The following is a 17402-nucleotide window of genomic DNA, read 5'->3' as shown; positions in this document are numbered from 1 at the left end:
AACGACGCCCGAGTGTAGCACCCTATGACGCTGCCATCCACTTTCTCCGCTCCGCTCGACGAACGCAAATTCGTCGTCGCCCTTGCCCGCGGGCTGGACCTGTTGCGCGCGTTCCAGCCGGGCGATACGTTGCTCGGCAACCGCGATTTCGTCGAACGTACGGGTTTGCCGAAGGCAACCGTGAACCGGCTCGCCTACACCCTGACCGTGCTCGGCTATCTGCGGCTCGACGAAAGACACGGCAAATATGCGCTCGACGCGGGCGTGCTGTCGCTCGGCTTCGCGCTGCTATCGGGCAGCGACATGCTCGAACTCGCGCGCCCGCACCTGCGCAGCCTCGCGCGCGAGGTCGGCGCGGCGGTTTCGCTCGGCTGCCGGGATGGGCTCGACATGGTGTATCTGGAGACGATTCGCAGCGAGACCGCGTTGACGCTCGGCCTCGCATCCGGCTCGAAACTGTCGATGCTGACGAGTTCGATGGGCCGCGCGTATCTCGCCGTGCAGCCGCTCGACGCGCGTACCGCGTTACTCGCGGAACTGAAAAAAGCGGCAGGCAGGGCAGGGGCGATGCTGGTCGCCGAAGCCGAACAGGAGATCGCCGCGTTCGCGACGGAGCGCTGCTGCTACTCGTTTCGCGCGTGGCATGACGACGTGAACGCGGTCGCGGTGCCGTTTCGCGAGCCGCGCGAAAACCGCTGGCTCGTGCTCAGCTGCAGCGGGCCGGCATCATCGATGGGGGAGGAGGTGTTTCGCGAGAACGTCGCGCCGCGCCTGAAGGCGCTCGCGGCGCGGCTAGGGGAGCCGGGCTGAGGGAAGGCCGGGGCGCCCGGGTCAACCGGCCCACGCCGTGTCACGCCGCCCGGTCGTGATAATGCGCGTTGAACAATGGCCCTTGCACGAACCGCACGTCGTACTGTTGTAGCGCGGAGAACTGCGTCTCGTCCATCACGCGATTGAAAATCAGCGGCACCCGCAGCCGGCCTGCGTAGCCGACGAGCGGCTTCACGGTCGCGTCGCGCAATGCGGCCGTCGCATCCATCTTGATGAAATCGAGCCGCGCGGTTTCCGATACCGACAGGATCTGCCCCGCGTTCGACAGATTGCCCGCCACCTTGAAGCCGTAGTGCTGATAGCTGCGCGTCAGATAGCCCAGAAACGTCTTGTGTGCGACCGCCGCCGCCGGCAGCTCGATGACGATGCGCGTCGGACTCAGATCGAACGACGTCAGCACGCTCGAAAAATGCCGGCCGTGGTCGTACTTCACGCTCTTCAACAGCCTCTCGTGCACGCGTAGAAACAGCAGCCCATGCCGCTGCGGCCCGAAGAAGTTGATTGCGTGCAGCGCGCGCGACATGCGATCCAGCGCGACCAGCTGCTGATCGTCGGCGATGTTGTCGAACGGATCGAACACGTCGAACGGCGGTGCGCCAAGCCGGTGCGTGACCGCCTGAAAGCCGAGCTCGTCACCGAAGCGGTCGACCCCTTCCGCGCCGCATGACAGCGACTGCGCGAGCCCGTGCACGCTGATGTCGAAGATCGGCTCGTAGGCGCTCGTGAGCTCGATGCCGTCGAAATGCGCGAGCGCGATGCCGGCGTGCGCGCCTTGTCCCATCGCCAGATGCTCGCCGAGAAACGGGTGATGAGCGGCGCGGGCGATCAGATCGGGGATGGTCGGCGAAATCATGAAGGCGAATGAAAGGCGACGATGAACGCGCACCGGGCGCGTGGCTGCGCGACGCGATGGCCGCATCCATTGATGGTAGCAGTACGCGCCCTGCGCAGATTAACAAAATGCTCATAACGTTATTGGCCTAAGGCTTATTGGCCGGGCCTCAGCGCGCAATCACAAGATTGGCACGCACGTTTCCAGGGGTATACGTTAGTTTCACTATTCGTAATTCGTTTTACTATGCGTAAAACGCAATTTCACCCAGTCCGAGGGATGCCCCAATGAGTGACCAACCCGCCGCCAATGTCATCGAAGTCGAGCGCGTGCTTGCCGGAACGCATCGCCCGACTTTTCAGGCGATGCTGCTCGCGCTGTGCGGGCTGTGTCTGCTGATCGACGGCTTCGACGCGCAGGCGATGGGCTATGTCGCGCCCAGCGTGATCGCCGAATGGCACGTCGCGAAAACCGCGCTCGGCCCCGTCTTTAGCGCGAGCCTGTTCGGCATGCTGCTGGGCGCGCTCGGCCTGTCGGTACTGGCCGACCACATCGGCCGCCGGCCGGTGCTGATCGGCGCGACGTTCTTCTTCTCGCTGTCGATGCTCGCCACGCCGTTCGTCGCGACGATTCCCGCGCTGATCACGCTGCGCTTCATCACCGGTCTCGGGCTCGGCTGCATCATGCCGAACGCGATGGCGCTGGTCGGCGAATTCTCGACGCCCGCGCATCGGGTCAAGCGCATGATGTTGGTGTCGTGCGGCTTCACGCTCGGCGCGGCGCTCGGCGGCTTCGTCAGCGCCGCGCTGATTCCGGCCTACGGCTGGCGCGCGGTGTTCTGGGTCGGCGGCGCGGTGCCGTTGCTGCTCGGGTTCGCGATGCTGACGAGGCTGCCGGAGTCGCTGCAGTTTCTGGTGCTGAAAGGGCGCAGTGCGCGCGCAGCGAGCTGGCTGGCGAAGTTCGACCCGGCCTTGCCGATCAACGCGAACACGCGCCTCGTCGTCAGCGAAAAGCGCAACGACGGCGCGCCGGTCGCGGAGCTGTTCCGCGCGGGACGCGGTCCGGTCACGCTGATCCTGTGGGCGATCAGCTTCATGAACCTGATCGTGCTGTACTTCCTGTCCAACTGGCTGCCCACCGTGATGCGCGAAGCCGGCTACACGCCGGGCACGGCGGTGATCGTCGGCACGGTGCTGCAGACGGGTGGCGTGATCGGCACGCTGCTGCTCGGCTGGTTCATCGAGCGCATGGGTTTCGTGCGCGTGCTGTTCGCGTGCTTCGCGGTTGCCACGGTAGCGGTCGGCACGATCGGCGCGGTCGCGCATCTGCTGCCGTGGCTGCTCGTCGTCGTGTTCGCGGGCGGCTTTTGCGTGGTCGGCGGACAGCCGGCGGTCAATGCGCTCGCCGGGCATTTCTATCCGACCGCGCTGCGCTCGACCGGCATCGGCTGGAGTCTCGGCATCGGCCGGATCGGTTCGGTGATCGGGCCGCTCGTCGGCGGACAGCTGATCGCGCTGAACTGGTCGAATGCCGCGCTGTTTCATGCGGCGGCGGTGCCGGTGCTGTGCTCGGCGCTGCTGGTGGTCGTGCTCGCGGGCGCAACGCGGCAACCCAGGCGCGCGTCCGAAGCGGAGCCCGCCTGAGCCTGACTGCAAAGATCACGTAGCACCCGGGAAAGAATCGAGCAACTCGCGGAGAACCTTGTATGGATACCTCGACACGTACGCCGGCCGACCAACGCCTGCGACCTGAAATCGAGCCCGGCTATCAGACCGGTTTCGCCAACGAATTCGCGACCGAGGCGTTGCCGGGCGCGCTGCCGACCGGCCGCAACTCGCCGCAGCGCGCGGCCTATGGTTTGTATGCCGAGCAGATGTCGGGCACGGCGTTTACTGCGCCGCGCGGTCACAACCGTCGCTCGTGGCTGTACCGGATTCGTCCGGCGGCGATGCACAAGCCGTTCACGATGATGCCGTCGGAGCGGCTCGTCGCGAACTTCGCTGAGGTGCCGCCGACGCCGCCGAACCAGCTGCGCTGGGACCCGTTGCCGATGCCGGGCGAGCCGACCGATTTCATCGACGGCTGGGTGACGATGGCGGGCAACGGCTCGGCCGAAGCGATGAACGGTTGCGCGATCCATCTATACGCAGCCAACCGTTCGATGCACGACCGTTTCTTCTACGACGCCGACGGCGAACTGCTGATCGTGCCGCAACAAGGCCGCCTGCATATCGCGACCGAAATGGGTCGCGTCGCTGTCGAACCGTTCGAGATCGCGGTGATTCCGCGCGGCGTGCGCTTCGCGGTCAGCCTGCCGGATGGCAGCGCGCGCGGCTATATCTGCGAGAACTTCGGCGCGTTGCTGCGTCTGCCGGAACTGGGGCCGATCGGCTCCAACGGTCTCGCGAATCCGCGCGATTTCCTGACGCCGCACGCCGCGTACGAAGACCGCGAAGGCGCGTTCGAACTCGTCGCGAAGATGAACGGCAATCTGTGGCGCGCGGACATCGGCCATTCGCCGCTCGACGTCGTGGCCTGGCACGGCAACTACGCGCCGTACAAATACGACCTGCGCCGCTTCAACACGATCGGCTCGATCAGCTTCGACCATCCGGACCCGTCGATCTTCCTCGTGCTGCAATCGCAAAGCGACACGCCGGGCGTCGATACGATCGACTTCGTGATCTTCCCGCCGCGTTGGCTTGCCGCCGAAGATACGTTCCGCCCACCCTGGTTCCATCGCAACGTCGCGAGCGAGTTCATGGGGCTCGTGCATGGCGTCTACGACGCGAAGGCCGAGGGCTTCTTGCCCGGCGGCGCGAGCCTGCACAACTGCATGACGGGCCACGGCCCGGACGCGGACACGTTCGAGAAGGCGTCGCATAGCGATACCTCGGTGCCGAAGAAGGTCGACGACACGATGGCCTTCATGTTCGAGACACGTACGCTGATCAAGCCGACGCGCTTCGCGCTCGAAACCGCGCAACTGCAGGCGCATTACTACGAGTGCTGGCAAGGCCTCGAGAAACACTTCAATCCGGAGCAACGATGAACGCGGTGAACGATCTCAAGGCGACGCTCGATGCGTCGCGCAAGAGCTGGATCGAGTCGGCCAACGATCCGGCTAGCGACTTCCCGATCCAGAATCTGCCGTTCGGCATTTTCAGCGATCGTGGCAACGACGCGCGGCGCGTGGGCGTCGCGATCGGCGATCAGATCGTCGATCTCGGCGCGCTGCAGGCAGCGGGTCTGCTGAGCGTGCCGGCGCAGAACGTGTTCGCGCGCGAGGCGCTGAACGATTTCATCGCGCTTGGCCGCGATGCATGGCGCAGCGTTCGAATCCAGCTGAGCCAACTGCTCGCGCGCGACGCCGCGACGCTGCGCGACGATACCGCGTTGCGCGCGAAGGTGCTGGTGAGTCAGGCCGATGCGCGTCTGCATCTGCCGGTGCAGATTCCGGGCTATACGGATTTCTATTCATCGAAGGAACACGCGACCAATGTCGGCGCGATGTTCCGCGATCCGAAGAATGCGCTGCTGCCGAACTGGTCGGAGATGCCGATCGGCTACAACGGACGGGCGTCGTCGGTGGTCGTGAGCGGCACGCCGGTGCGCCGTCCGAATGGTCAGCTGAAGCTGCCGGATCAGGAGCGGCCGGTGTTCGGCGCGTGCCGCAAGCTCGATATCGAACTGGAGACGGGTTTCATTATCGGCGGCGGCAATGCGCTGGGCGAGCCGATCGCGTGCGAGGACGCGGAAGCGCACATCTTCGGCATGGTGCTGCTCAACGACTGGAGCGCGCGCGACATCCAGCAATGGGAATACGTGCCGCTCGGTCCGTTCAACGCGAAGACCTTCGCGACGACGATTTCGCCGTGGGTCGTCACGCTCGATGCGCTCGAACCGTTTCGCGTCGCGCAGCCGGTGCAGGAGCCAGAGCCGCTCGCGTATCTGCGGCATCGAGGAAAGCATGCGTTCGACATTCACCTCGAAGTGAGCTTGCGCGCGCCACGCGCGCGGCAAGCGAGCACGATCGCGCGGACCAACTTCAAATACATGTACTGGACGATGGCGCAGCAGCTCGCGCATCACACGGTGGCGGGCTGCAATACGCGGGTGGGCGACCTGATGGGCTCGGGAACGATCAGCGGGCCGACCGAGGATTCGTACGGCAGCCTGCTCGAACTGACGTGGAACGGCAAGAAGCCGCTGGAGTTGCAGGAGGGCGGTACGCGCACGTTCATCGAGGACGGCGATGAGTTGACGCTGGTCGGCTGGTGCCAGGGCGACGGGTATCGCGTCGGGTTCGGCGCGTGTGCCGGAGAGATTCTGCCGGCGCGAGAGTGAGCGCGCGGCAGTCACGATCAGCGAGGGCCGGCAACGAATGCCGGCCCTCGTCGTTTGTGCGAGACTGCGGGCGCGCCATGTCGCAATGACTCGGCGCGTCGTCCGCTTCACCCACCCAGCAAGCCGAACACGGCCACGCCGTTCGTCGTGCCGACATACACCTTGCCGTTCGCGATCATCGGTGTGATGAACTTGTTGCCGGTGCCGAATTGATCGCGCGTGCCCATCTGGTTGCTGTTGTAAAGCTCGTTGAGCGTGACCGGGTCGAACGCATGCAGTGCCGCGACGTTGCCGTTTTCGGCGGCCCATACGATGCCATTCGTCGTGCCATTCGCCGAGATGCTCGGCGTCGTGCCGGGATAGGCGAACGTCATCGCGCTTTGCGCGGTTGGGGTGATCGACAGCTTCGCATTGGTCACGGTGAATGCCTTCAGATGATCGCCGACCGAGCCGAAATACACGCGCCCGTTGAAATAGGCGGGCATGCCGAACTCGCCTCCGGCCAGTTGCGCGGGAATCTCCTGATAGATGTTGTCGGTCGTCGGGTTGAACTTGCCCATCGAATCGCGATTCAGCACGTAGATGGTGCTGTCCTTGCCCGCGCCGAGCGTCAGATGCTGCACGACGCCGTTCGCGTCGGTCAGGTCCGGCAGCACCAGTGCGCCGCCGGAGCCGAGGTCGATGTCGTCGTTGGACTCCTGCACGAGGTTCGTCATCGCGAAGTAGTCCGCGACCGACAGGCCGCCCGACGTGCCTAGCTTCAGGAACGTATTGCCGAAGTCGTTGTTGGCCGGAAAGCCGCTCGAGGTCATCGTCGTTTCGAAGGTGCCGTTCGCATCGAGCAGATAGATCGACGAGCCGTCCGACGCCGGTCCCGCGCCACTCATCCAGATCGCGCCGCCGATGCCGTTAGGCGTCACGTTGAGCACGGTGGTCTGCTGCAACGTGTCGGCGCCGTAGCCCATGATCCAGCCGGTATAGCCGCCGTGGTCGCAGTGCGAGGTCCATGATGTGTAAAGCGTGCTGCCGAGCAATAGCAGCCCCGCGCGCTCCGCGTACAACGACGTGGTGAACGGCAGGACGCCGTTCGTATTGCCCGCGCCAGTGCCCGGGTAAGAGGCGACGGCGACTTCGGTGGGACCGTTCAGCAGTTCGGCGCCGGTCGCGAGGTCGAGCGCGTGAATGCGATGATGGTAGCCGCCGGCCGCGTCCTTCGACATCGCGACGACATAGATCGTGCCGTGCGTGCCGCGCGAACGGTCGATCACCGGTGTCGAGGTGATGCCGATCGTGTTCACGATCTGGCCGCAGCCGAGATCGTCGCTCGGAGTTTCGCCGCTGCCGAGTGTGCGCACCTGCCACAGGGTCGCGCCGGTGTCGGCATCGAATGCGTACACGGTGTCGTTCTCGGTCGCGACGTACAGCACGTTGTGCGTGCCGCCTGCGATCGCCAGCGAAGCGACGAATAGCGGCTGCGCGTCGACCTTGCCGTCGACACTAAAGAAGCCGACCTTGCCGAACTTCGCGGCCGTCACGTTGGCGGGCGTCAGCGTGGTTTCGCCGAGGTTCTGGCCGGTGCGCGCAATGTCGTTGTGATATGTGAGCACGTCCTGCACGGCTGCCGTCGATGTACCGCCCATCGACGTGCCCGAGCCGCTGCCCGAGGTGCCGGTGCCGCCGCTCGTGGTGCCACCGGTGGTGGTGCTGCTGCCGCCGCTTGCCGCGGCTGGGGTCGATGCGCCGGATGAGGCGCTGCCGCCGGCGCTCGTGCCCGTCGGGGCACTGCTGTTTCCGCCTCCGCCGCCTCCACAGTTTGCGGCGACGATCGCGGCTACCGCGATCGCCGTGCCCAACAGGCTGGCACGGAGCAACAAGCGCATCGAGACCATGGCGGACTCCCCGTTGCTTGCGGTGGCACCACCAAATATGGGCCGTGTCGAGTGCCCGCGCAACGTGGGTTGAAGATTATCACCCGGCGTATAGATCGTAAAAGCCAGCAACTAGCGTCTAATCGTCAACTCGCCACCCGCAGCGTGATCCGCCGACGCTCCCACCACGCCGTCACCAGAAACGCGAGCGCCGCGCACAACAGCACGCCGATCACCGCATCGTGGCCGACCGTTTTCATCAACGCGCCGGCGACGAGCGGGCCGCCGAAGCTCGCGGCGCTCCACGACGCGCCGACCAGCGAACTCGCCGACACCAGCGCGACACCGCGAAAGCGTTCGCCGCAGGCCACCAGCGACAGCGTGTAGATCGCGCCCGCGGCCGCGCCGAGCACGTACAACAGCGGCCAGCGCAGCCACGGCGAGCCGACTGCCCACGGCAGCAGCGGCAACAACGCGACGACCACGATGCCGCAGCCGATATGCACCCGTTCGCGACCGAGCCGGTCGGCGAGCCAGCCGATCGGAAACTGCATCGTCGTGTCCCCGAGCAGCAGCGCGGACGCGAACAGCACGGCCACTTCGCTCGAAATGCCATGCGACATCGCGAACAGCGGCAGCAGCGATAGCGCGATCGTGTCGAACAGAGCGAAGAAGCCGGTGCCCATCACGAGCGCGGGCATGCGCGGCAGTACGCGACGCCAGCCGCCATGCTCGGCGTGTTCTTCACTCGATGCATGCGGTGTGGCGCGGATCGCCGCGAGCAGCGGCAGCGCGAGCAGGAAGATCGCGCCGCACAGCAGAAAGCGCCCCTGCGTGAAGCCCGCGATCTGGCTCACCAGCACCGGCCCCGACATCTGGAACAGCGTGAAGTTGGTCGCGTAGATCGCGATCACGCGGCCGCGCGACGCATCGTCGGCGAGCTGGTTGACCCACGCTTCGCCGATCGTGAACAGCAGCATCAGCGCCGCGCCGCACAGCACTCGCAGCAGCGCCCATAGCCACAGGTTCGCGGTGAGCTGCATCAGCGCGGTCGCGCAGGCCACCACCAGCACCGCGCCGACGATCACCCGACGGCCGCCGAAGCGCGCCGCGATCCAGCCGGCGAGCGGCACCACGGCGAGACCGCCGCCCGCCTGCGCGGCGGTCATCAAGCCGACCACGTCGGTGCCGTAACCGGCTTGGGCGAGCGCGAGGGCGGTGAGGGGAAGGGTGGCGCCGCTGCCGAGGCCGACGGCGGCGACGCTCAGGATCAGCGCGAGGAAATCGCGGGTGAGGATCACTTTCATCGGCGGGGATGCTACTACGCGTGCGGGGGGCGCGCGATCTTCATCCCATCGGCGGATTTGCCGCGTCGCGGCGGTATCGTCAGACCGCTCAGACGGATTTGCGTGAGACGCTCGTCGTCATCGACGCCGATCGCGAGCGTTGGCGCAATACCGTACCAGTGAGACACGTTACCCCACGACAGATAAAGGGTGCCGTCGCGAGGCTCGTAAAAGACCTCCGGCGCGCCCATGTCGTCCGCATGTCCGTGGGCGTCGAATTCTGACTCGATGTGTGGAGTTTCGTCGCTTGGCTCTGCCAGTTCGGACGTGCGGACGGCCCATCGCTCAGGATTGGTGTAAAAGTCCAATCCGGTCAATCGGTGATGCTGGTCGACAAGCATCGATAAGGTGCCCGCCGTGAGGACATAACGGGGCGCGCCAATGCCGAAGCGTGCATTCAGCAAGTCGCTGAGATTGTTTTGCGGGTCCGGCGGCGCAGCCAAAGGCGGATATGTGACCTCACAGGTCAGCGTAGAGCTTTGTTCATCCCACCGCATGACGGCGGAAACGCCGGTGGCAGGGGTAGTCGTGTAGACGGTGGGATGCTTCATCGAAGAGGTTTATAGGCAAAGTGCAGAATGGTGTGATCGCTCTCGCGAACCACGACTTCGAGCCTATAGGCCGTGCCGTTGCGTGTGATGGGATAGGTGTATTGGAACACTCCCGCATGCCCGGCGGGGTCAGAGGCACGTTTGCCGTATTTCAGCGTGAGTCGAAGGATGTGAACGGGTACATAGCGGGCGGGATTATCCATATGCGCGAGCGGCGCGGCGGCAAAACGCAAAGGCCGCTGCATGAGCGCATAGTACCGCGTTCGCAAACCAAGAAGCGTCGCCCGGTCGATTGCGGAGCCGACTCCTCTTATCCCCGCTCGCGTTATCCCTCGAGCGCCGGCCGTCCAGATGCCGCCGACCACGAACAGCAGGTCGACCGGATCGATTAGCGGGGCTTCCAGCGGTTTTTCGCTCCAGGATACCCCGCCGTCCAACGTATAGATACGGAACACGCCCGCTGCTTCCTGCTTGTATCCAACGATGCAGCGGAGATTTTCGTCGTAGATGGGTTTCGCGCCACGTGGAACGGTAGGAGGGCGGGCGTCAAAGAGTGCGGTGCATCCCGGTTTTTTCCCGTTCCAGGCGAAGGACGGTTCGGAGGCTGTGTAAGGCAACGTCGTGGCCATGTGCGGATAGACCGTCTGGCCCGACAGGGACGACAAGCCGTGGCGAATCTGCCGTTACCGTCGGACGCTGTCGCACGTCGCCGTCGAGCCTGTGAGTCTTGAGAGTTGGAGGACCGACAACCTAGCATGGCGGTCCGCACGCGGGGCATGCCACTGCTCATCGCAAAAGCCACGCTTGCTGGAAAGCGTGAGTGGACGCGCGCATTGGCCTTGGCGCCCGGTTCGAGATTTGTTGCAGACCGTTTCCACTGGTTGGGTATTGCTGTCGAATGAAGCCTTACCCTCAGTGGTGCTCGTCGTTGCAGCGAGACATCGCGCACTGCTGAACTGGTGCCCGAAAGCGGCTGTCACGGGCAGGAAACAGATACGTCAAACCGCGCATCGCCACAATGGTCGGCAAGCTTACCCCGCCACCGCCACCCGCCGCTCGATCGACACCGACCACAACGTCAGCAACAGCGCACCCAGCGCGGTCGCGACACCGACCCACGGCAGCGTCGTCAGCGGCGCGCCCGCGCCGATCGCCATGCCGCCGAGCCACGCGCCGGTCGCGTTGCCGAGGTTGAACGCGCCCTGATTCAGCGTCGATGCAAGATTCGGCGCATGACTCGCGCGATCGACGATCAGCATCTGCAGCGGCGGCACGATCGCGAATGCGAGCACACCCCACACGAATACGGTCAGCATCGCCGGAATGCGCGCGTGCATCGTGCCCGCGAACACGCACAGAATCACGACGATCGCCATCAGGAACGCGACCAGCGACGGCATCAGCCGCCAGTCCGCGAGCTTGCCGCCGAGCGTGCTGCCGACCGTCAGTCCGAGGCCGAACAGCAGCAGGACCAGCGTGACCGCGTGCGGCGTGAAGCCGGTCACGTCCTCGAGAATCGGCGTGATGTAGGTAAAGGTCGAAAACAGGCTCGCCGACGCAAGCACGCTGATGCCGAGCACCATCAGCACCTGCGGGTTCTTCAGCACGCTGAACTCGCGCACGAGGCTCGCCTTGTGCATCTCGATCTTCGCGGGCAGGCACACCGCGAGCGCGGCCGCCGCCAGCACACCGATGCCGGTCACGGCCCAAAAGGTGGCGCGCCAGCCGACCGCCTGGCCGAGCGCGGTGCCGAGCGGCACGCCGAGCACATTGGCGAGCGTGAGGCCGGTGAACATCAACGCGATCGCCTGCGCGCGGCGATTCGGCGCGACGAGGCCGGCCGCGACCACCGAGCCGATGCCGAAAAACGCGCCGTGGCAGAACGCGGTGACGATGCGCGCGGCCATCAACACCGCGTAACCCGGCGCGATCGCGCACAGCAGATTGCCGACGATGAACACCCCGATCAGGCTCATCAGCGCCTTCTTGCGCGGCATGTTGGCGACCGCGATCGCGACGATCGGCGCGCCGATCGTCACGCCGAGCGCATACGCGGACACCAGCATGCCTGCCGCTGGAATCGACACGGACAGATCGCGCGCGACGTCGGGCAACAGCCCCATGATGACGAACTCGGTGGTACCGATTCCAAACGCGGCAACGGCAAGGGCAAGCAGAGGCAAAGGCATGGCGATGATGGGGGGTGTGGCGCGTGAAGCGGCGCGAAAAACAGGCGCCGGGCGGGCGTTTCGGAAGGCGGAAACGCTGTCGCCGGATAGGGGAAAACAGTAGGGGATTCTACCTAAGTCAAATCTGCCTTGCAGGCCGTCAGGGCGGCTGTTGTTTTTATGGAAAGCGGCGCTCAGTGTCGCGCCAGGTTGCGCTGCAGCGCCGCGCAGCCCGCATCTACCAGCATTTCGACCACGGTTGCGCGCTCGTCGGGCTTGAAGTCGCTGATCCAGATCACGCGGCAACGCGTGGGCGTCTCGGCGACGACCTGCAACGTCGAGTGATGATGCTCGAAGCGTCCGCCGCCCACCGAGTAGGCGAGCCGCAGGTGCGCATCGTCGACGGCGATCACGCGTTCCTCGACCACGGTGCCGTCGGCGAACGTGACCCAGCGCAGCTCGCCTTCCATGCGCGCCTCGGTCAGCACGCCCGCGAACGCGCGGGCGACGTCGGCGGGATCGCGCAGCGCGGCCCATGCATCGGCCGCGGCGGTTTCCACGGCGATTTCCCGGTAGATCGTAGCCATCGCAGTTCCTCTCTTCGATTCAGGTAAGCATGTCTCAACGATTGGGCGGCGCCGGCTGATCCGCGTCGAACCTGTCGCCATGACGGCCCGCGCCCGACGCAAAGCGCGCCGCGCCCGCCACGCCCTCGGCGAAGACCGCCGCGTAGCCGCCCGCGCCTTCGCGCCGCAACGCCTCGGCGAGATCTTCAAGCGTGCTGTTCTCGAGCACGGAGCGGCGATCGGCGAGCAGCGCCGCCTGCGGAAACGCCGCGAGCTCCGCGGCCAGTTGCTCGGCGGCCGCGCGCGCTTGGCCCTTCGGCACCACGCGATTGGCGAGCCCGAACGCGAGGGCCTCGCGCGCATCGACCGCGCGGCCGGTCAGGATCAGATCGAGCGCGCGCGACAAGCCGATCAGCCGCGGCAGCCGGATCGTGCCACCGTCGATCAGCGGAATGCCGACGCGCCGGCAGAACACGCCAAGCACCGCGTCTTCCTCGACGACGCGCAGATCGCACATTGCGGCAAGCTCGAGTCCACCCGCGACCGCGTAGCCGGCGACCGCGGCGATCACCGGCTTGCTGAAGCGTGTGCGTGTCGGTCCCATCGGACCCGGGCCGCTGCCGTCGGCGTGCAGTTCGTTGCGGCGCGTGTCGTCGGTGAGCGCGCTCAGGTCGGCGCCCGCGCAAAACGTGCCGCCCGCCCCGAACAGCACGGCCGCGCGCCATGCGGACTCGGCCTCGAAGCGGCTGAACGCGGCGCTCAATGCGTCGGCCACCTGCCGGTCGACTGCGTTGCGCCGCGCGGGCCGGTCCAGCACGATCGTCGCGACGCCGTTGACGTCATGCGACTCGATTCGCACGTGGCTATTGAAATGTTCGGTGGCTATCATCGTTATGTATACCTGAAGGGTATCTGAAGCGCCGTATTCGCCTGCTGACCAGGCGGTGTTGCCAACCGCTCATGCAGCGCAATTAATCCGGTAGGCCGTCATGTTTTCGTCACATCCGGCTCGTAGCGTGAGCGCTCTATTAATGCGCTGGCGTCCTGCCGCCAGCTTGCCGAGTGTGCCTTTGTCCCTGCCTTTGCCCAATTCATCCCCGGCCTCCGCACCGACCAGCGCCGAAACGGTCTGGATCGTGCCGTTGCGCGAGCATTCGTGGTACGACCATGTGCGTCTGAAGCGCGTCTTCGTGACTGACGGCACGCGTCATCAGGTGGTGCTCGTCGATCTGCGCAAGCTGCTCGTGTGCGCGAATCGCGACAACACCGATTACGTGCTGAAGCCGGTCGCCGAATGGCACGCGGGCAAGGTCCGCGGCATTCGCGAGTTTCTCGACCCCGACAGCGCGCGCATTCCGCAGATGCCTTACGTGACGATCTCCACCCGACGCGCGCCGGGACTGCTCGGCTGGATCGGCATCGAGCGCGAGGGGGTGGTGGCGTTTCGCAACGGCCAGCATCGCGCGCGCTATCTGGCCGAGGCGGGCGCGCGCTGGTGTCCGGTAGAAGTGCACGAGCGCGAGGCGGCATTGCTGCGTGAGCTGTGCGGCGCGGCCGATGATGCCCGCACCGAGATTCGCGCGACCCAACTGGGCGACAGCGACGTCTGACTTTCGCGGTCCTCGGCAACTCGCATAGGCCCCGGTTATCACCGCTACCCCGCCTGCACGACGTTGCGCGGCGTGCCCGCCTGCCACGCCGCGATGTTCGCGAGCGTGGTCTGCGCGATCTCGGTCATCGCCTCGCGCGTGAAGAACGCCTGGTGCGCGGTGACGATCACGTTCGGGAACATCAACAGACGCGCGAGCACGTCATCTTGCAGCGGCAGATTCGAATGATCCTCGAAGAAGATGCCGCCTTCTTCCTCGTACACATCGAGCCCGAGATGGCCTAGCTGGCCGTCCTTCAACGCGCCGATCAGGGCGTTCGCCTCGACGAGCCCGCCGCGCCCGGTGTTGATCAGCATCGCGCCGCGTTTCATCTTCGCGAGCGCGGCGCGGTTGATCAGATGATAGGTGTCGGGCAGCAGCGGGCAATGCAGACTGACGATGTCCGATTCGGCGAGCAAGGTATCGAGCGGCACGTAGCGCGCGCCGAGCGCGATCAGTTCGTCGGCGTGCGGCCCCGGGTCGTAGGCGAGCACCTGCATGCCGAAACCCGCCATGATGCGCCCGAATACCCGGCCGATGATGCCGGTGCCGATCACGCCGACCGTCTTGCCGTGCAGGTCGAAGCCGAGCAGCCCATGCAGCGAGAAGTCGCCTTCGCGCGTGCGCGCGACAGCGCGTGGCAGGCGCCGGTTCAGCGCGAGAATCAGCCCGACCGCGTGCTCGGCGACCGCATACGGCGAATAGGCCGGCACGCGCGCGACCGGCAGGCCGAGCCGCTCGGCCGCCGCGAGGTCGACGTGATTGAAGCCCGCCGAGCGCAGCGCGATCATGCGCGTGCCGCCCGCATGAAGCCGTTCGAGCGTGGCGGCGTCGACGTTGTCGTTGACGAACGGGCAGACCACGTCGTAGCCATGCGCGAGGATCGCGGTCTCGCTGTCGAGTGGGGATTCCTGGAAATGCAGTTCATAGCCATGCGCGGCATTGGCTTCGGTGAAAGTATCGACGTCGTATTGACGACTGCTGAACAGGATCGTGCGCATATGAGGCTCCGAAGAAGCGTGCTTTAGACGTGATTTGCGAAGTCGGTTTTTCGTAAAAAATAACGTTGACAGGGCTGGCGAACTGCAATATCAAATAACCAGCATTCCGAACAAAGCATGTACAAACATGCGGCAAGAAACTGGCCAAACAGCAGATTATCTTTTCACGATGTTAGGCGACTTCGCGATGAAAGAGTAACTGTCGGGCGTTCGGGAAATCGTTTCACCGCCGGCATTGCCAGGCGGTGCGTTCGTCCAGGCGCGCCGGTGCCCGCTGTGCGGCGCTTGCGGCATCCATTGCGTGGTTCTCCTGTCGTCGCAGCGTTCTTTGAGGTGTCGTGCATCGCGCCCGTTGTCCGCGCGACGTCACCATCGCGTCACCTTTGTCAGACGGTTTGATTCGGTTTTCAAACGGTTGGTGTTCCGTTTTTCGTTAATCAACTGTAAATCGGCGAGCCAACATGATCGGTGAATTGCTGAGATCGCAACCCGAAATCGCACTATTCGCATGTCTCGCCATTGGCTATTTCATTGGCTCGTTTCATATCGGACCGATTCAGCTCGGCGGCGTGTGCGGCACGCTGATCGTCGCGCTCGTGCTCGGGCAGAGCGGTGCGCGCATCGCGCCCGACCTGAAGAACATCGCGTTTGCGCTGTTCATCTTCGCGCTCGGCTTCACCGGCGGGCCGCAGTTCTTCGCGAACATCGGGCGCGGCTGGCGCTATGGGCTGCTGTCGCTGATCGAAATCGTCTCGGTGCTGGTGCTGATCATGATCGCGGTCAGCGTGCTGCGGCTCGACGTCGGCACCGCGTCTGGACTGCTCGCGGGCGCGGCGACCGAGTCGGCGGTGATCGGCACCGCGTCCGAGGCGATCGCGAAGCTCGGTCTCGGCGACGCGGCAACCCAGCGTCTGCAGGCCAATATCGTGACCGCTTACAGCGTCAGCTACCTGTTCGGCCTGGTCACGATCGTGCTGTTTACGAGCCAGTTCGCGCCGCTGCTGCTGCGCGTCAATCTGCGCGAAGAAGCCGAGCGCGTGTGGCGCAAGCTCGGCGGCGAGGGCGCGTTCAGCGAAGGACAGAGCGCGGCCGCGCCGGCGCTCGTCGGCCGCGCGTTTCGAATCGGCAAAGCCGCCGGCATCACGGTGCGCGCGCTCGAGGAGCAATACGGCTACAACCTGACCGTCGAGCAGATCGAGCGCCACGGCGCGGACCTGCCGGTCGCCATGGAGACGCGGCTCGCGGCCGGCGATGTCGTGCTCGTCGCCGGACGGCGCGCGGCGGTCGTCGCGGCGTCGGCTGGCCTCGGTGAAGAGGTGCTGGGCGCCGATTTCGGCCAGGTGTTCGCGCAACGGCTCAACGTGGTGCTGACGCGGCCCGACGTCGATGGGATGACGGTCGCGCAACTGCGCGCGCAGGCCAAGCCGGAAAACGCGCGCGGCGTTTATATCGCCGCGATCACGCGGCTCGAATCGACGATTCCCGCGCTGCCCGGCACCGATCTGCATCGCGGCGACGTGCTGACGCTGGTCGGCGCGAAAGCCGACGTCGAACGCGGCGCGAAGCGGCTCGGCTATGTATTGCCGCCGACCGAAAAGACCGACTTCGTCTATCTCGGCCTCGGCGTGCTGGTCGGTATAGCGATCGGGCGGCTCGGCGGCACGATCGGCGGCGTGACGCTCGCGCTCGGCACAGGCGGCGGCTGTCTGCTGTCGGGGCTGCTGTTCGGCTGGGTCCGCTCGCGCCATCCGCTGGTCGGCTCGCTGCCGTCGGCGGCCGCGCAGATCCTCAAGGACTTCGGACTCGCGACGTTCATCGCCGCGGTCGGGCTGTCGGCCGGTCCCGACGCGATCAAGCTCGTGCGCGAGTACGGGCTCGCGCTGCCGCTCGCCGGGATCCTGATGGTGCTGGTGCCGGGCCTGCTGTCGCTATGGGTCGGCCATGCGCTATTGAAGCTCGAAGCGCCGATGCTGCTCGGCGCGATCGCGGGCCAGCAGTGCAGTACGCCGGCCATCAGCGCGCTCGTCGGCGTGGCCGGCAATTCGACGCCGGTGATCGGCTACACGATCACCTATGCGCTCTCCAACATCCTGTTGCCTTTGATGGGGCCCGTGGTGGTGGGCCTCGCCGGCAAGCTCGGCTAGCCGGACTTGCCGAAGCCGCATGCCGCGCGGCGTTTCGCAGTTCGCGGCAAATCAGGCGCTCGCGCCGCACAGGTGCGCGCCGTACCCGTGCCGGGTATC

General features: G+C 65.7%; 16 protein-coding genes. 7 read left to right on the top strand and 9 right to left on the bottom strand.

The window, feature by feature from the left end; all coding sequences use genetic code 11:
* Positions 1-24: 24 nt before the first annotated feature.
* Entirely contained in the window at positions 25-810 is a 786-nt protein-coding gene (locus AB3X86_RS01360) for an IclR family transcriptional regulator (protein ID WP_368594655.1), read from the top strand.
* Between the two features lie 40 nt (positions 811-850).
* Here the strand turns inward: AB3X86_RS01360 and AB3X86_RS01355 are convergent, their stop codons facing one another.
* Complete coding sequence (locus tag AB3X86_RS01355; protein ID WP_368594654.1) at positions 851-1684, bottom strand: diguanylate phosphodiesterase; 834 nt, start codon at positions 1682-1684, stop codon at positions 851-853.
* 8 nt (positions 1685-1692) lie between these two features.
* Here AB3X86_RS01355 and AB3X86_RS01350 point away from each other — a divergent pair, with 8 nt between their 5' ends.
* The 4 genes from AB3X86_RS01350 (at position 1693) to fahA (ending at position 6010) form a co-directional block, all read left to right on the top strand.
* Positions 1693-1815 carry a hypothetical protein gene (locus AB3X86_RS01350; RefSeq protein ID WP_368594653.1) on the top strand — a complete coding sequence of 41 codons (123 nt, stop codon included), beginning with the start codon at positions 1693-1695 and terminating at the stop codon, positions 1813-1815.
* A 135-nt stretch (positions 1816-1950) separates the two neighbouring features.
* On the top strand, positions 1951-3306 hold the full coding sequence (locus tag AB3X86_RS01345; protein WP_368594652.1) for an MFS transporter: 1356 nt from the start codon (positions 1951-1953) through the stop codon (positions 3304-3306).
* Between the two features lie 62 nt (positions 3307-3368).
* Positions 3369-4715, top strand: coding sequence for a homogentisate 1,2-dioxygenase (gene hmgA / locus AB3X86_RS01340; protein WP_368594651.1), 1347 nt, complete (start codon positions 3369-3371; stop codon positions 4713-4715).
* Complete coding sequence (gene fahA, locus AB3X86_RS01335) at positions 4712-6010, top strand: fumarylacetoacetase (RefSeq protein WP_368594650.1); 1299 nt, start codon at positions 4712-4714, stop codon at positions 6008-6010. The genes hmgA and fahA overlap by 4 nt, the downstream gene beginning before the upstream one ends.
* 107 nt (positions 6011-6117) lie before the next feature.
* On the opposite strand, the gene AB3X86_RS01330 is transcribed toward fahA, so the two are convergent.
* The 7 genes from AB3X86_RS01330 to AB3X86_RS01300 form a co-directional block, all read right to left on the bottom strand.
* On the bottom strand, positions 6118-7899 hold the full coding sequence (locus tag AB3X86_RS01330; RefSeq protein ID WP_368594649.1) for a PQQ-binding-like beta-propeller repeat protein: 1782 nt from the start codon (positions 7897-7899) through the stop codon (positions 6118-6120).
* A 125-nt stretch (positions 7900-8024) separates the two neighbouring features.
* Positions 8025-9242 (bottom strand): MFS transporter, encoded by a 1218-nt coding sequence (locus tag AB3X86_RS01325; protein WP_368594992.1) that lies wholly within the window; start codon positions 9240-9242, stop codon positions 8025-8027.
* On the bottom strand, positions 9200-9775 hold the full coding sequence (locus AB3X86_RS01320) for a hypothetical protein (RefSeq protein WP_368594648.1): 576 nt from the start codon (positions 9773-9775) through the stop codon (positions 9200-9202). The genes AB3X86_RS01325 and AB3X86_RS01320 overlap by 43 nt, the downstream gene beginning before the upstream one ends.
* Entirely contained in the window at positions 9772-10404 is a 633-nt protein-coding gene (locus AB3X86_RS01315; RefSeq protein WP_368594647.1) for a hypothetical protein, read from the bottom strand. The genes AB3X86_RS01320 and AB3X86_RS01315 overlap by 4 nt, the downstream gene beginning before the upstream one ends.
* 402 nt (positions 10405-10806) lie before the next feature.
* Positions 10807-11964 (bottom strand): MFS transporter, encoded by a 1158-nt coding sequence (locus AB3X86_RS01310; RefSeq protein WP_152850873.1) that lies wholly within the window; start codon positions 11962-11964, stop codon positions 10807-10809.
* A gap of 173 nt (positions 11965-12137) precedes the next feature.
* Complete coding sequence (locus AB3X86_RS01305) at positions 12138-12530, bottom strand: SRPBCC family protein (protein WP_176379066.1); 393 nt, start codon at positions 12528-12530, stop codon at positions 12138-12140.
* 34 nt (positions 12531-12564) lie between these two features.
* Complete coding sequence (locus AB3X86_RS01300) at positions 12565-13398, bottom strand: crotonase/enoyl-CoA hydratase family protein (RefSeq protein WP_368594646.1); 834 nt, start codon at positions 13396-13398, stop codon at positions 12565-12567.
* Between the two features lie 142 nt (positions 13399-13540).
* On the opposite strand from AB3X86_RS01300, the gene AB3X86_RS01295 reads away from it, so the two are divergent.
* Complete coding sequence (locus AB3X86_RS01295; RefSeq protein WP_368594991.1) at positions 13541-14119, top strand: hypothetical protein; 579 nt, start codon at positions 13541-13543, stop codon at positions 14117-14119.
* A gap of 44 nt (positions 14120-14163) precedes the next feature.
* Here AB3X86_RS01295 and AB3X86_RS01290 read toward each other — a convergent pair whose 3' ends face one another.
* Entirely contained in the window at positions 14164-15159 is a 996-nt protein-coding gene (locus tag AB3X86_RS01290; RefSeq protein ID WP_368594645.1) for a 2-hydroxyacid dehydrogenase, read from the bottom strand.
* Between the two features lie 461 nt (positions 15160-15620).
* On the opposite strand from AB3X86_RS01290, the gene aspT reads away from it, so the two are divergent.
* Positions 15621-17303: an aspartate-alanine antiporter gene (gene aspT, locus AB3X86_RS01285; protein ID WP_368594644.1), complete on the top strand. Its 1683-nt coding sequence runs from the start codon at positions 15621-15623 to the stop codon at positions 17301-17303.
* The last annotated feature ends 99 nt before the right edge of the window (positions 17304-17402 follow it).

Origin of the sequence: Paraburkholderia sp. BR14374, assembly GCF_040948685.1 — a bacterium.
Classification (GTDB): domain Bacteria; phylum Pseudomonadota; class Gammaproteobacteria; order Burkholderiales; family Burkholderiaceae; genus Paraburkholderia; species Paraburkholderia youngii.
The sequence above is the reverse complement of the archived record's forward strand: the minus strand, read 5'-3'. Positions and strand labels throughout refer to the sequence as shown.

Bases quoted from the DNA above. Each gene is read 5' to 3' on its own strand.
- AB3X86_RS01360 (WP_368594655.1), top strand. From the start codon at position 25: ATGACGCTGCCATCCACTTTCTCCGCTCCGCTCGACGAACGCAAATTC.
- AB3X86_RS01355 (WP_368594654.1), bottom strand. From the start codon at position 1,684: ATGATTTCGCCGACCATCCCCGATCTGATCGCCCGCGCCGCTCATCAC.
- AB3X86_RS01350 (WP_368594653.1), top strand. From the start codon at position 1,693: ATGAAAGGCGACGATGAACGCGCACCGGGCGCGTGGCTGCGCGACGCG.
- AB3X86_RS01345 (WP_368594652.1), top strand. From the start codon at position 1,951: ATGAGTGACCAACCCGCCGCCAATGTCATCGAAGTCGAGCGCGTGCTT.
- hmgA (WP_368594651.1), top strand. From the start codon at position 3,369: ATGGATACCTCGACACGTACGCCGGCCGACCAACGCCTGCGACCTGAA.
- fahA (WP_368594650.1), top strand. From the start codon at position 4,712: ATGAACGCGGTGAACGATCTCAAGGCGACGCTCGATGCGTCGCGCAAG.
- AB3X86_RS01330 (WP_368594649.1), bottom strand. From the start codon at position 7,899: ATGGTCTCGATGCGCTTGTTGCTCCGTGCCAGCCTGTTGGGCACGGCG.
- AB3X86_RS01320 (WP_368594648.1), bottom strand. From the start codon at position 9,775: ATGAAGCATCCCACCGTCTACACGACTACCCCTGCCACCGGCGTTTCC.
- AB3X86_RS01315 (WP_368594647.1), bottom strand. From the start codon at position 10,404: ATGGCCACGACGTTGCCTTACACAGCCTCCGAACCGTCCTTCGCCTGG.
- AB3X86_RS01310 (WP_152850873.1), bottom strand. From the start codon at position 11,964: ATGCCTTTGCCTCTGCTTGCCCTTGCCGTTGCCGCGTTTGGAATCGGT.
- AB3X86_RS01305 (WP_176379066.1), bottom strand. From the start codon at position 12,530: ATGGCTACGATCTACCGGGAAATCGCCGTGGAAACCGCCGCGGCCGAT.
- AB3X86_RS01300 (WP_368594646.1), bottom strand. From the start codon at position 13,398: ATGATAGCCACCGAACATTTCAATAGCCACGTGCGAATCGAGTCGCAT.
- AB3X86_RS01295 (WP_368594991.1), top strand. From the start codon at position 13,541: ATGCGCTGGCGTCCTGCCGCCAGCTTGCCGAGTGTGCCTTTGTCCCTG.
- AB3X86_RS01290 (WP_368594645.1), bottom strand. From the start codon at position 15,159: ATGCGCACGATCCTGTTCAGCAGTCGTCAATACGACGTCGATACTTTC.
- aspT (WP_368594644.1), top strand. From the start codon at position 15,621: ATGATCGGTGAATTGCTGAGATCGCAACCCGAAATCGCACTATTCGCA.